This is a genomic window from Spongiibacter sp. (genome assembly GCF_984394615.1).
In genome coordinates this window covers 83,814-97,153 of sequence record NZ_CFHTQA010000005.1, presented here as the reverse complement: position 1 = coordinate 97,153, position 13,340 = coordinate 83,814, and the positions used below count along the sequence as shown (strand labels likewise).

The 13,340-nt window shown below is 56.6% G+C and carries 10 protein-coding genes and 1 tRNA gene; 3 read left to right on the top strand and 8 right to left on the bottom strand.

Translation table 11 applies throughout. The features are described 5' to 3' along the window. Positions 1-49 precede the first annotated feature (49 nt). Positions 50-125 (bottom strand) — tRNA-Ala (locus tag AC5DB9_RS03720). A 117-nt stretch (positions 126-242) separates the two neighbouring features. After that, positions 243-1,739 carry a glutamate--tRNA ligase gene (gene gltX / locus AC5DB9_RS03715; protein WP_272994001.1) on the bottom strand — a complete coding sequence of 499 codons (1,497 nt, stop codon included), beginning with the start codon at positions 1,737-1,739 and terminating at the stop codon, positions 243-245. A 262-nt stretch (positions 1,740-2,001) separates the two neighbouring features. Between gltX and dusA the strand changes: the two genes are divergently transcribed. From dusA to AC5DB9_RS03700, 3 genes are read left to right on the top strand one after another with little or no spacing between them, the layout of a single operon-like run. Continuing rightward, the gene (gene dusA / locus AC5DB9_RS03710) at positions 2,002-3,078 is read left to right on the top strand and encodes a tRNA dihydrouridine(20/20a) synthase DusA (RefSeq protein WP_272994002.1); all 1,077 of its coding nucleotides are present in this window, start codon (positions 2,002-2,004) and stop codon (positions 3,076-3,078) included. After that, positions 3,063-4,019, top strand: coding sequence for a transaldolase (tal, locus tag AC5DB9_RS03705; protein WP_272994003.1), 957 nt, complete (start codon positions 3,063-3,065; stop codon positions 4,017-4,019). Before dusA ends, tal begins: the two co-directional genes overlap by 16 nt. Continuing rightward, positions 4,012-4,476, top strand: coding sequence for a tellurite resistance TerB family protein (locus AC5DB9_RS03700; RefSeq protein WP_272994004.1), 465 nt, complete (start codon positions 4,012-4,014; stop codon positions 4,474-4,476). The genes tal and AC5DB9_RS03700 overlap by 8 nt, the downstream gene beginning before the upstream one ends. Positions 4,477-4,492: 16 nt before the next feature. On the opposite strand, the gene AC5DB9_RS03695 is transcribed toward AC5DB9_RS03700, so the two are convergent. The 6 genes from AC5DB9_RS03695 to AC5DB9_RS03670 form a co-directional block, all read right to left on the bottom strand. Beyond that, positions 4,493-4,981: an STAS domain-containing protein gene (locus AC5DB9_RS03695; protein ID WP_022960066.1), complete on the bottom strand. Its 489-nt coding sequence runs from the start codon at positions 4,979-4,981 to the stop codon at positions 4,493-4,495. 4 nt (positions 4,982-4,985) lie between these two features. Beyond that, a complete protein-coding gene (locus AC5DB9_RS03690) occupies positions 4,986-6,167 on the bottom strand; it encodes a PP2C family protein-serine/threonine phosphatase (RefSeq protein WP_022960065.1) in 1,182 nt (393 codons plus the stop codon). A gap of 74 nt (positions 6,168-6,241) precedes the next feature. Beyond that, positions 6,242-6,964, bottom strand: a complete 723-nt coding sequence (locus AC5DB9_RS03685) for an MlaA family lipoprotein (protein ID WP_037509746.1) — start codon at positions 6,962-6,964, stop codon at positions 6,242-6,244. Between the two features lie 94 nt (positions 6,965-7,058). Beyond that, a complete protein-coding gene (gene hrpA, locus AC5DB9_RS03680; protein WP_272994005.1) occupies positions 7,059-10,955 on the bottom strand; it encodes an ATP-dependent RNA helicase HrpA in 3,897 nt (1,298 codons plus the stop codon). Between the two features lie 58 nt (positions 10,956-11,013). Continuing rightward, a complete protein-coding gene (locus AC5DB9_RS03675; protein ID WP_286845613.1) occupies positions 11,014-12,768 on the bottom strand; it encodes an AMP-binding protein in 1,755 nt (584 codons plus the stop codon). A gap of 80 nt (positions 12,769-12,848) precedes the next feature. Then, positions 12,849-13,313: a hypothetical protein gene (locus AC5DB9_RS03670; RefSeq protein ID WP_272994006.1), complete on the bottom strand. Its 465-nt coding sequence runs from the start codon at positions 13,311-13,313 to the stop codon at positions 12,849-12,851. Between the last annotated feature and the right edge of the window lie 27 nt (positions 13,314-13,340).

Sequence of the window (13,340 nt, the reverse complement as noted above, 5' to 3'; positions counted from 1 at the left end):
GATAAAACGCAGGCAAAAAAAAACCGCCTAGTAGGCGGTTTTTTTTGTTTGGTGGAGCTAGGCGGGATCGAACCGCCGACCTCTTGCATGCCATGCAAGCGCTCTCCCAGCTGAGCTATAGCCCCGAAAGAGGCTGCGCATATTAAGGTTCGCCCCTAACCTTGTCAACACGCCGCCGAGAAAAAAGCGCATTTTTTTAATCGCCGCGCCGCGAATGCCGAAAAACCTTTATGCACAGCAGCTTAGCTATGACTACTGAGCGCCGCCTGGTAGCGTTTTTCAAGTTTTTTCAGCCGCTTTTTGCCCACTCCACCCAGCACCTCAACAGCGTGCCGCAAGCGTGCACGACTGATATCCGGCCCCAGAATTTCCATCGAATCCACCACCGATACCGACGCAGTGGTGCCGGCAATCGCGATAAACAACGGTGGCATGAAGTCCTTCATCCGGATTTCCAGCCCCGTCGCCAGCGACTTTAGATCATTGAATAGCGCATCCCGCTGCCAGTTCTGCTCGGCTTCCAAGCGCCACAGACAGCATTGCAGCATCTCCGCCAATTCTTCCTCGCTGAGCGCACTGTCGGCGAAGCTGTCCTTGCTGATCGGCAGCATGCCCGACAGGAAGAAGGCCGCAAGCGGCGCAATATCCGTAAAGACCTCAATGCGCTGTTTCAGATGCGGCAGCAGCGTCATCAGCATGTGTTTGTTCAGCGCCCAGTCCTGCAAGCGCTGAACAAGCTGCTCATCGTCCAAATCTTCCCGCAGCCAGAGACCATTCAGCCAACGCAGCTTTTCCACATCGAAAATCGGTCCGCCGAGACTGACACGCTGAATATCGAAGTGCTCGATCATGGTCTGCAGACTGAATTTCTCGCGCTCATCGGGCATACTCCAACCCATACGCCCCAGATAATTCAGCAGCGCCTCCGGCAGGAACCCCATGCGTTGGTAGTAAAGAATGCTGGTTGGGTTTTTGCGCTTACTGAGCTTGCTCTTGTCCGGGTTGCGCAGCAGCGGCAAGTGGCAAAGCACCGGCATTTCCCAGCCGAAATATTCGTACAGCAGCTTGTGCTTGGGCGCCGAGTTAATCCATTCCTCGCCGCGCAATACATGGGTAATCCCCATCAGGTGATCGTCAACCACATTGGCCAGATGATATGTGGGCAGCCCGTCGGATTTCAGCAGAATTTGCGCATCAACCTGCCCCCAGTCCAGTTCGATGCTACCGCGCAGCATGTCTTCAACTTCACAGCGCCCCTCGCCTTCGGGCACGATCATACGGATAACATAGGGCGCCCCCGCCGCGTCACGGCGCTGCACTTCTTCGTCGCTCAGCTTCAGGTCGGACGGCTTTAGTGCGGTATGCAGCCCCGACTCGCGACGGCTCTCCCGCAGGGCATCCAACTCCTCTGGAGTGCGGTAGCATCGAAATGCCAGCCCCTTGGCAATAAGCTGCTCGCAGTGCTCACGATAAATGTCACTGCGCTCACTTTGACGGTATGGGCCGCAGCTGCCGCCCACATCAGGACCCTCGTCCCAATCCAGCCCAAGCCAACGCAGAGAGTCGAGAATGGCCTGCTCCGATGCTGCGGTAGAGCGCTGCTGGTCGGTATCTTCGATCCGCAGCAGGAACTGCCCGCCCTGACTCTTGGCAAAACAGTAGTTAAACAGGGCGATATACGCCGTACCTACGTGTGGATCACCGGTGGGAGATGGAGCAATGCGGGTGCGGACAGTCATGAAAAGCTTCTTACCTTGTCAGTTTAACGTCATGGCTGCAGACAACCGCAGCGCGAGGCGACATTATACGGGGGAGCACGGTAAAACATCATCTCCTCTTGGGTATTTGTCTTGAGATTGAGTACCTTTCTAAGCTGCCCGCCTTCCGCAAGGGTCTGAACGCCCTGTCCGGTTTCCTGATAAACTTGCCCCGGCAACTGCGCGCCACAACCGGAGCACAGTCCATAACAGCAAGCCTTAACGTTGAGAGCCACCGGACCCGATGAGCACCACCGACTTAGCCGCCTCCCCATCAAGCCACGCTGCGCTCGACAGGCGTTTCTGCGCTGCGCCAATGCTTGATTGGTCTGACCGACATTGTCGCGTGTTCTGGCGGCAACTGAGCCGACGCGCGGTACTCTATACCGAGATGGTCACCACCGGTGCCCTGCTCCACGGCGACGCCGAACGTCATCTCAACTTCGGCGACATCGAGCACCCTTTGGCCCTGCAGCTGGGTGGCAGTGATCCAGCGGCACTGGCCGCCTCAGTGAAGCTGGCTGAACGGTGGGGCTACGACGAAGTTAACCTCAACTGCGGCTGCCCTTCGGACCGCGTCCAGAACGGATTTTTTGGCGCCTGCCTGATGGCTCGCCCGGCACTGGTGGCCGACTGTGTCAAAGCCATGCAGGACGCCGTCTCCCTGCCGATTACCGTCAAACACCGCATCGGCATCGACGACCAGGAAGGCTACGGCCCGCTGCGCGATTTTGTTGGCAGCATTCATGACGCCGGCTGCAACACGGTGATTGTCCACGCCCGCAAGGCCTGGCTGCAGGGCCTCAGCCCCAAAGAAAACCGTGAAATTCCGCCGCTCGATTACAACATGGTGTATCGCCTGAAGCGCGATTTCCCGACACTGGAAGTCATTATCAATGGCGGCATAGAGAGCATTGACGACGCGCTATCGCAATTGTCACAGGTCGATGGCAGTATGTTGGGACGCAGTATTTACCACAGCCCCTATTCACTGCTGGAGGTGGATGCCCGCATTTATGGGGAATCACCCCGCCGCCTGTCACGCGTTGAGGTCGTAGAATCCCTCTACCCCTATATCGAACGGGAACTTGGGCGCGGAACCCGACTCCACCATATCAGTCGGCATATGCTGGGCCTGTTTAATGGGCAGCCGGGGGGTAAACAATTCCGCCGTCATATCAGTCAACAGGCACACCACAAAGAAGCAGGCATTGAAGTACTGCAAGAAGCGCTGGCCATCACTGAACTGGCGGCGCAACGGCTCGCCGAACGGCAGCTGGAACGAAAAGAACAGGACTCACAGGAATGCAAAGCAAGTTAGCACAGCTCCGCGCCATGACCGACGTCGTGGCCGACACCGGTGACATTGAAGCGATTCGCCGCTTCACTCCCCGCGACGCCACTACCAACCCCTCACTGATTCTGAAAGCCGCTCAACTGCCCCAGTATCGCGAACTGATCGACCAAGTGGTCGCTGAAGAATTGCGCAGTGAGCGCCATGCCATCGCCCTGAAACGCGCCTGTACCCGCCTAGCGGTAGCCATTGGCCGCGAAATTACCGAACTGGTGCCGGGCAAGGTATCCACCGAAGTGGACGCTCGCCTGTCGTTCGATACCCGCGCGACCATAGAAGAAGCCCACCAGATTGTAGCGCTGTATGAGCAGGCTGGCGTGTCCAGAGACAAGCTGCTGATCAAAATCGCCTCCACCTGGGAAGGTATTCAGGCCGCTGCTGAGCTGGAAAAAGCCGGCATTGAGTGCAATCTGACTTTGCTGTTCAGTCTTGCCCAGGCCGCCGCCTGTGCAGAGGCTGGCGCCACATTGATCTCACCTTTTGTCGGCCGAATTCTCGACTGGCATGTCGCACGCGGCCACAGTCCCGCCAACGCAGATGAGGATCCTGGCGTACGCTCAGTTTCGGCTATCTATGCCTATTACAAGCAGCACAGTTACAAGACCATTGTCATGGGTGCCAGCTTCCGGAATATCGGCGAAATTGAAGCACTGGCAGGCTGCGACCGGCTGACAATCAGTCCGGCACTGCTGGAAGAACTGGATGCAGATAGCGGTGAATTGCCACAGCGACTCTCCGCCGACGCGGATTTCCCAAGCCTCGACAAGCTGGATCTGAACGAATCCGCGTTTCGCTGGGCGATGAACGAAGATGCCATGGCAACAGAAAAGCTGGCTGAAGGCATCCGCGCCTTTGCCGCCGATCAGGGAAAACTGGAAACCCTGCTGAAGGAATGGGGCGATGTTTGAGTTTCTGAAAAACCTGCTGAGCGACGATGACCCGTCAAAGCAGGACGACAATATGTCACTGCAACTGGCGGCGGCCTCGCTGCTGCTTGAGGTCAGCAAATCTGATTACCAGCAGGATGACGCTGAGCTGGAGAAAATCCGTGAGCTGATGGTGAACCATTTCCACCTGGAAAGCGGCGAGATCGAAGCCTTCATGGCCCGTGCTCAGGAACAGGGCAAAGACACCACCTCACTGTACCCTTTCACGCGCTACATTAACGACAACTGCAGCAACGATGAGAAATTCAGTCTGGTCAAAGCCTTGTGGGAAGTCGCCGCAGAGGACGGCCGTATCGACAAATACGAAGAGCATGTGATTCGCAAAATCGCCGAACTGATCTATCTGCCCCACCGCGAATTCATCCGCGCCAAACTAATGGTGTGCGACGCCATGAATATCAGCGAAAACAACCAGTAAGACGGTCTGCAAACGCTCAGTAACACTGCCCTTCAAGAAGAGAAACCAGCTCGCGGAATTTAGCCCGGTTCCCCTCGTTCAGGCCCATCAGGATACGGTGGGCTTCGAGGACCCGCTTGCGCACGCCGTCTTCACTGTCTGGCAGGGCTGGCAGTTCTCCCAGGTCCTCATCATCGAGCAATGGCTCTTCACGGATCTGAAACACCCGGTCAAAGCCCATACTGTCGAGAACACGCGTGATGTCAGGGTTGGTGGAGAGGATGACAGGGACGTAAGCGAAACGCTGCTTGGCTTTTATCGCCAGCTTCGCCAACAGCCCCAGCGTGGTGCTGTCAATATTGCTGGCATCGGCAAGATCTACCACCACGCTGGCAAAGCCACAGCTGCCGAGCATTTCATCGAAGAACTCGTCCAGTGTTGTGCACAGCGTCAGGCGCACATCACCAATCAACTTGATGACGTAGGCGCCATCCTGTTCGGCCACCAGAATTTTTCCGGGCTGCATACGCCTATAACCTGCAAACCACTAAAATCGCAATATCATCGGGAGCTTCCTTCAACTCCGTCAGCCCAAAGGACTCTGCCAACTCGGTCGAGGAGCACTGTCCGCGACTGAGCAAGTCCAGCAAGGCCTGCTCTTTTTCCGCCAGGCTGTCTCGCTGCAACACCTCTAATATACCATCAGAGAACAGCGTGAGCACGGCACCCGGCGGGAAGCTGATCATGTGATCAGTGAAGCTCGCCTCTGCAAACAGCCCTACCGGCATGTCATGATCCGGCAGGAAGGTGGCGTGACCATCGACACTCAGCACCGGCGCCGGCAGATGGCCCGCTACCGAGTAACAAAGCTGGTTACATTTCAGGTCGACCACGCCGACACACAGGGTCACGTGCTTGCCGATACCCATTTCCAACAGCTCGCGATTGGCTATCGCCAGCATTTTTGCCGGCGACAGAATGGCCGTTGAGCCCCGGTGCAGAAAATCACTGCGCTTGCGCGCAAACAGGTTTTTCAGAAACACCGTCACAAACGCAGAACTGGCGCCGTGGCCGGACACATCAGCAACAAAAAAGGCCGCGTGATCCTCGCCGACCAGAAAATAATCCACAAAGTCGCCACTCAGGTAGAGTGACGGCAGGATAAAGTGGCAAAAGCGATAGTTTTCGATGTCTTTGGGGGTATCGGGCAGCAGTAACTGCTGAACATGCTTACCGGCCTGCTGGTCCTGCTGAAGGTGGGTAAGGCTTTCGAGCAACTCACGGTTCGCGTTTTCCAGCTTTTGCCGGTACGCGAGGTTCTCGCGTTTCAATTCACAGCGCTCTACCGCGCGCTCCATCGCATGCCGGATCACATCGTGGCTTTCGGGAGGCAACAAGAGGTAGTCAGTAGCGCCATGACGAACTGCCGCAAGAACATCTGCAAGACTGTTACGGCGGGACACGCCAATCAGTGGAAGCTCACGGGGGTCCGCCGCCATCTCGTCCAACAGGTCAATACCGCGGCCGCCGGGCAGATCGATATCAATCATCACGATATCGATATCTTCCTCGCGAAATGCTAACAGGGCCTGCCGGTTATCGGTGACACACAGCACTTCTACCTGCAGCGCCTCAAGGGCGCCCAGCAACTGCTGGTGAATATCATCGGCCTGTTGTATCAGTAACAGCCGATGGCGAAGTGGTCTGCTCATTTCGCTGTTTTACTCACCCTCGCACAGCGTGGCAAGCAACAAGCTTGTGTAGGATTCACAGCCGCCCTCTTGGCTTAGAAATCAAAAGACTCAAAGTCTTCATCACCAAAGCTGTCTTGCAGCTCGCCGTCGTTGATCAGGAACTCCCGCCGCTGCATATAGGCATCTTTCATGAAGGTGTATCGGTCACCGCTCATCAGGTCTTCACTCCCCAGGAGCTTGGCCCGGGTTTGCACCAGATCGAGCAACATCAGCCCCAGGTCAGCCGTAAAGGGCTCGACTTCACGCAAGGGGGATACATAGCCATCGGCCAGACGGGAGGGACCGTCGCGAACCGTGCTAGGGCCTAGAAAGGGCAATACCAGATACGGGCCAGAGTCGACCCCCCAGTGTGCCAGGGTCTGACCAAAATCCTCAGACTGTCGCTCAAGTCCGATTTTCCCAGCCACATCAAAAATTCCCAGCACGCCGACGGTGGTATTGATCAGAAAGCGGCTGAAATCAACCAGAGCATCACCCGGCTTACCCTGCAACAGGTCGTTGGCAAAGTTTTTAACCTCACCGACGTTGTTGAACACGTTTTCGATACCCTGATCGACCAGGTCTGGCGTCACTTTTTTGTAGGTGCGCGCAACCGGCGCAGCCACGTAGCGATCGGCAACGTCATTGAACTCAAAGACAGCGCGATTGAAACCTTCCCAGGGATCTCGGGGATCGTTGCCGTACTCTTCAGCGGCCTGTCCCAATAACGGTATGCAGCAGCACAGCAGAAGTACCAGCCTTTTAGGCAGTGACATGTTCACATGTTTTCCCATGACTCAGACCTCGCCACTATACCTAAAGCCCGGCGCAAACACACCACCTCATCGACACCTCCCATGCCACAAACGCTTAGCGCTGTGGCAGGCCCAACGCCTTAGTCACCGCCTGCCACTGTTGCTTTAAACGCTTCTCGGACACCGGCTGAGACGTCCCCAAACGCTGGGCAAACAGCGACACGCGAAATTCCTCAAGCATCCAGCGGTAGTCACGCAACAAGGCCGACTGGCGCCACAGCCCTGGCGAGGCGCTCAGTACGTCATTGAGCGCATCCTGCATGGGCGCAATCGTCAGGGTACATTGTCGATCGCGTTGATAATGCCCGTCGAGTTTGTCGATACGTTCCTGAATGGCCGCGAGGTAACGCGGGTAACTCGCCAGATTTTCCGGTGCCGCGCGGGTCATAAAGTCATCCGGGAACAAGCCATCGAGCTGTTGCTGAATATCCGTAATACTGTGAAACCAGCTCAGGCTGTTGAGTTTTTTCAGGCGCCGGCGAATATCCGCCTGGGCGGCCAAAATGTCGGACAGCATTGCCGAGGTCAGCTCCAGTTGAGGAACAAACCCGGCCCTTCCCGCCTGCCAACAGGCATCAAACTGCTCGGCAGTTCTCGGCAGCACGCTGTCCCCCGCCAGAAATACCTGTCGCGCTGTCAGCAATAAACCGGCTTCAATCCAGTCCCGGCGCTGGACACCGCAGGCCGCGAACTGCAACTGGGCCGTATTATCGCGAAACAGCGTAGCCCTCGCCGCCTTGCACTGCGACGGCAGGCGCAATAGCAGCAAGCGCAGTACTCCCCTCTCGCTTTGCAGCTCGGCCTCTTCCAGGGTTTCGGCAAGCCCCAGCTCGACCTCGTCACCCAAGTCGCGCAGGCACGGATACGCTGTCAACGTGGCACCGGCCTGCCGGAATTGATGCTCTACCGGCAGCTGATCAAACACCCACTCGCGATACCGCCGCGGTTCGAAGCCGCCCTGGCTCTCCTCTGCAATACTCTTCTGCACCTCGACAGCCAATTGCTCTCTCAATGCGCGAATATCACGTCCACCCGCCAAACGCCTGCCGGCGTCATCGAGCACAATAATATTCATGCAATAAAAGTCATCGACCGGTGCCATTGCCCAACTCGCCACATCGATACGCGCCTCACTGATCTGCTCGAGTCGTGCCGCCAGCGCCGGTAACAGAGCGTCGTCACTGGGCGCCAACCGTATGAGTGCGCGATCCACATAGTCTGGCACCGGGACCAACTGCTTGCGCTGTGCCTTGGGCAGCGCCTTGACCAGAGCAATACATTTATCCCGCAACAACCCAGGAACCAGCCAGTCAAACCGTCCCTCGGGCACTTTCGCCAGCAGGCCCAGCGGCACCGAGACCGAGACACCGTCATCGGCGTGACCGGGCGCAAAGTGGTAGCTCAGCTTCAATTGATAATCGCCGCAGGAAATTTGATCGGGGAACTGCGCTCCATCGACACCCGCATCGCTGCGCATCATCTGGGCCATCGACATTCTCAGCGAGGTATCCGCGGCGGATTTTTTCAGCCAAGACTCCAGCTGCTTCCCCGTCGTGATGCCTTCAGGAAGCCGCTCATCATAGAAAGCATAAAACTCCTCGTCGGAAATCAGCATGTCTCGCCGACGAGCCTTGTCCTCCATATCGAGAATGTCGCGGCGCAGCGCCTGATTGTATTTGAAAAATTCAGCACTGCCCCGATAGCGCCCTTCTACCAACCCCTGGCGAATCAGAATTTCCCGGCTGATTACCGGGTCAATGGGCCCATAGTGCACCCGGTGACGTTCACGCAGTGCCAAGCCGTACAGCAGCGTACGTTCATACGCCATCACCCGGCCGCCGCGACTATGCCAGTGAGGCTCTGAATACTGGCGTTTGAGCAGGCTGTCGTTAATGCCAAACACCCACTCTGGCTCGATTTTCCCAACACAGCGGGCGAACAGCTGGGAGGTTTCCGCCAACTCGGCGGCCACTATCCACTTGGGAGATTTTTTCGCCTGTGATGAGCCGGGAAAAATCCGCAATTTACGATTGCGCGCTCCAAGGTATTCGCGGTTTTCGGTTTTGAAGGCAATTTGCCCAAGAAACCCGGTCAGCAAGGCCCGGTGCAGGCTTTCGTAGTCGGCCGCGTCTTTGTTCATCGTCAATGTGAGCTGTCGACACATCAACACCAGCTGGTAGTGCACCTCGCGCCACTCGCGCATACGCGACCAGCTCAAAAACTCCTTCTGACACAGGCGCCGCCATTGATTGGCGGTTAAGTTCTGGCGCTGTTCTTCGGCGTAATCCCACAGTGCCAGATACGCGAGAAAGTCAGACCCGTCCTGCCAGAATCGGCGATGTTTTTCGTCCGCTGCTTGTTGTTTATCCGCCGGCCGATCGCGGGGGTCTTGAATACTCAGCGCGCTGGCGATAATCAACATTTCGCGCAAGCAGTGACGCTCAGCAGCCGCCATAATCAGGCGGGCAATACGCGGATCGACAGGGAAACGAGCCAGCGCACGCCCCAGCGTCGTCATGCGCTCACCATCGACCGCGCCCAGTTCTGCCAGCGATGCAAAACCATCGCGAATCAGCCGCCCATCGGGTGCATCCACGAAGGGAAACCGGCGAATATCGCCCAAACCCAGCTGCAGCATCTGCAAAATCACCGCCGCGAGGTTTGTCCGCTGAATCTCTGGCTCGGTAAACAACGGCCGCCGCTCAAAGTCCTCTTCGCTATACAGCCGATAGGCAATCCCCTCGGCAACCCGCCCACAGCGCCCGGCCCGCTGGTTCGCACTGGCCTGGGAAATCGGCTCAATCGGAAGGCGCTGCACCTTGCTGCGAACACTGTAACGACTGATGCGCGCCGTCCCGGCATCAATGACATAGCGGATGCCCGGCACTGTCAGCGAGGTTTCCGCAACATTCGTAGCCAACACCACACGCCAGCCGCGGCGACCATTGAGATCGAAGATGCGCTGCTGCTCAGCATTGCTGAGTCGCGCATACAAGGGCAGCACTTCAGCCCCGGGAAGTTGCGCGTGGCGCAAATGTTTGGCGACCTCGCGAATATCGCGCTCACCGCTCAAAAACACCAGCGTATCGCCGCTGCGCTGCGCACCCTCCGCCATCAATTCCCTGAGCACCAACTCGACAGCAATACCCAAGTCCTGATCCGGCGTCAGCTCTTCCAGCGGCCGGTAGCGGTATTCCACAGGAAAGCTGCGCCCAGATACTTCAATCACTGGCGCATTATCGAAATGCGCCGAAAAGCGCTCCACGTCGATCGTGGCAGACGTAATGATGACTTTGAGATCAGGACGCTTGGGCAGCAGGGTTTTCAAATAGCCCAGGAGAAAGTCGATGTTCAGGCTGCGCTCGTGGGCCTCGTCGATAATGACCGTGTCGTAATTATTGAGGAAACGGTCCTTGGCAATCTCTGCCAGCAAAATCCCATCGGTCATCAATTTGATATAGCTGTTCGCCGAGCTTTGGTCCTGGAAGCGCACCTGATAACCCACGGCCTCACCCAGCGGTGTTTGCAACTCATCGGCGATACGCTGTGCCACAGTACGTGCCGCCAGGCGGCGCGGCTGAGTATGCGCAATCATGCCATTCACGCCTCTACCCATTTCCAGACACAGCTTGGGCAGCTGCGTGGTTTTCCCAGAACCGGTTTCTCCGGCAATCACCACCACTTGATGACTGGCAATAGCCTCACGGATATCATCCAGCCGCTGGCTGACCGGCAAATCGGGATAGCTGACAGACGGCAATCGCGCCCGACGCTCGCTGAGGCGCTGTACAGAGGCCTCAATGCGCTCACACAGCGCTTTGAGGGGAGCCTCAATATGTTCATCTTTTCGGCGCTGTAACTGCGCCAACTTGCGCTTCAGGGCAAACTGGTCCGGGCGATAGCACGCTTGGGCTATGCGCGTGTTCAGTGCTTTCCAATCAATGACAGACATAACTTCCTGAAACGAAAAAGGGCGCCACCTGGGCGCCCTTACAATGCATTGTGCTGCGTTATTTGGCAGCGCGCTTGGCCAGTTCCTCGTCGCGAAGTGTACGGCGCAGCACTTTACCCACATTGGTCTTGGGCAGCTCGTCGCGCACTTCGATATAGCGCGGCATTTTATAGCCCGTCAGACGATCACGCAAAAACGCTTTCAGTTCGCTTTCATCAATGCTGCCTTCCTTGGGCGCCACAAAGATTTTAACGACTTCGCCAGATTTCTCGTCGGGCACACCAATCGCTGCACACTCGGCAATATTCGGGTGCTCGCTGAGCACGTCTTCGATTTCGTTGGGATAAACGTTGAAGCCCGACACCAAAATCATGTCCTTCTTACGATCGACGATTTTCAGGAAACCATCTTCCTGCACAACCGCTACATCACCCGTGTGGAGCCAGCCGTCGATAATGGTCTTGTCGGTCTCGTCAGGACGCTGCCAGTAGCCCATCATGACCTGTGGACCCCGCACGCAGAGTTCACCGCGACCACCCACGCCCACATCATTGCCGTCGTCATCAACCAGACGAATATCTGTGCCGGGCAAGGGAATACCAATCGTACCAACCTGATTGCCCTTGCCGGGGTTTACAGAAACCACCGGGGACGTCTCGGTCAGACCATAGCCCTCGTAGATTTCCGCACCGGTCATTTTCTTCCACTCGTGGGCAGCCCCGTGGGTCAGCGCCATACCGCCCGACAGTGTCACCTTCAGCGCAGAGAAGTCCAGACTGGCAAATTCAGGATGCTTACAAAGCTGAACAAACAGCGTATTGATGCCACTCATGCCGCTCCACTTCCAGCGTTTCATTTCCTTGATAACGCTGTTCAAGTCACGAGGATTGGGAATCAATACCGAGTGGTTACCCTCAAGCATGACCAGGAACGCCAGCATGAAAGAGTAAATGTGATACAGCGGCAGCGGTGCAATAAAGGTTTCTTTGCCGATGCCGAGGTTGTAGCTGGTGAAATTCGCCTGACTTTGCAGCACATTGGCCATCAAATTCAGGTGACTGATCATGGCCCCTTTCGACACACCAGTCGTGCCGCCGGTGTACTGCAGCAGCGCCAGATCTTCTGCCTTGGGCTGGGCTTTTTGGTAATTGCCAGATTTGCCCTGCGCCAGCGCTTTACGCAGCGGGATAGACTTGCGGAAGCTGACAGCAGGAACTTCTTTACGCACGTGACGCAAGACACCATTAATCAGTGTGCGCTTCAGTGGCGGATGCAGATCAGCCACCTCCGTCACAATGACGGTTTCCACGCCAGTATCCGGCACCACCGCCTCAGCGGTTTTTGCGATATTGGCCAGCACGACAACCGCCTTCGCGCCGGAGTCGTTCAATTGGTGCTTGAGCTCGCGCTCGCTGTATAGCGGGTTGGTGTTAACCACGATCATCCCAGCGCGCAATGCACCGAACAGCACTACCGGATACTGGAGGATATTGGGCATCTGAATGGCAATGCGATCGCCGGGCTGCAGGCCACTATGCTGCTGCAGATAGCTGGCAAATTGCGCCGACAGACGGTCCAGATCGCCGTAGCTGAGGGTGTACCCCAGACAGCTCACGGCAGGGTTATTCGTATAGCTGCTTACGCAGTAGTCAAACATATCCACCAGACTGGAAAACTGCTGGAGGTCGACATCCGTCGCCAGGTCCAGCCGTTTTCTCGCGGCGTTGATTGTTTCGGCAATTTGCTGTTGCTGCTCAGACAAGGTGGCCCCCTCGTTAGCGTTCTTGTTATTCACATACCAGTACGTGCGCATTACATCCCGACATGCGCACTGCGAGTTATAGCGATAAACCCGGCAAGCTATCGGTATTTGTGTTCACTGTCAACACGCGACTAGCTGGCCTTTTCCATAAACTGTGCAGCATCTACAAACATCAACTTCAGGCGCAGATTTGCGGGGCGACTTTGGTCAAACCCCATTACCAGAGCGTTACGCTGACCGCGAATCTCGCTGACTGCGGGCAAAACGATCACATGCTGCACACCGCTGTCGTCGCTCAACACCTTGGGTTCCTGTCCGGCTTTCAAATATCGGCTGTAGGTGTCGATCAGCATCGTCAGTTGATCTCGAAACGCGCTGTAATTCAGCTGGCCACAAAACTCCGACGCATTCATCTCCAGACTGACTCGCAGCACCGAGTCGTCCTCCATCGACAGGTCACTCAGCAGTACGGGGTTGCCCGCCTCAAGTTCCCTGAAATAGCGTTTTGACTCGACCCGCTGCGCGTCGAGAATGCAACGCTTGAGTAGCGATCTGGCCATTACCATCAAGGCCGGGATTTCTATACTGATATTCATTCGTCGGCATTCCTTACATGTCGTGGT

Bases quoted from the DNA above. Each gene is read 5' to 3' on its own strand.
- hrpA (WP_272994005.1), bottom strand. From the start codon at position 10,955: ATGTCTGTCATTGATTGGAAAGCACTGAACACGCGCATAGCCCAAGCG.
- AC5DB9_RS03690 (WP_022960065.1), bottom strand. From the start codon at position 6,167: ATGAGCAGACCACTTCGCCATCGGCTGTTACTGATACAACAGGCCGAT.
- AC5DB9_RS03675 (WP_286845613.1), bottom strand. From the start codon at position 12,768: ATGCGCACGTACTGGTATGTGAATAACAAGAACGCTAACGAGGGGGCC.
- AC5DB9_RS03670 (WP_272994006.1), bottom strand. From the start codon at position 13,313: ATGAATATCAGTATAGAAATCCCGGCCTTGATGGTAATGGCCAGATCG.
- AC5DB9_RS03685 (WP_037509746.1), bottom strand. From the start codon at position 6,964: ATGTCACTGCCTAAAAGGCTGGTACTTCTGCTGTGCTGCTGCATACCG.
- AC5DB9_RS03695 (WP_022960066.1), bottom strand. From the start codon at position 4,981: ATGCAGCCCGGAAAAATTCTGGTGGCCGAACAGGATGGCGCCTACGTC.
- gltX (WP_272994001.1), bottom strand. From the start codon at position 1,739: ATGACTGTCCGCACCCGCATTGCTCCATCTCCCACCGGTGATCCACAC.
- dusA (WP_272994002.1), top strand. From the start codon at position 2,002: ATGAGCACCACCGACTTAGCCGCCTCCCCATCAAGCCACGCTGCGCTC.
- tal (WP_272994003.1), top strand. From the start codon at position 3,063: ATGCAAAGCAAGTTAGCACAGCTCCGCGCCATGACCGACGTCGTGGCC.
- AC5DB9_RS03700 (WP_272994004.1), top strand. From the start codon at position 4,012: ATGTTTGAGTTTCTGAAAAACCTGCTGAGCGACGATGACCCGTCAAAG.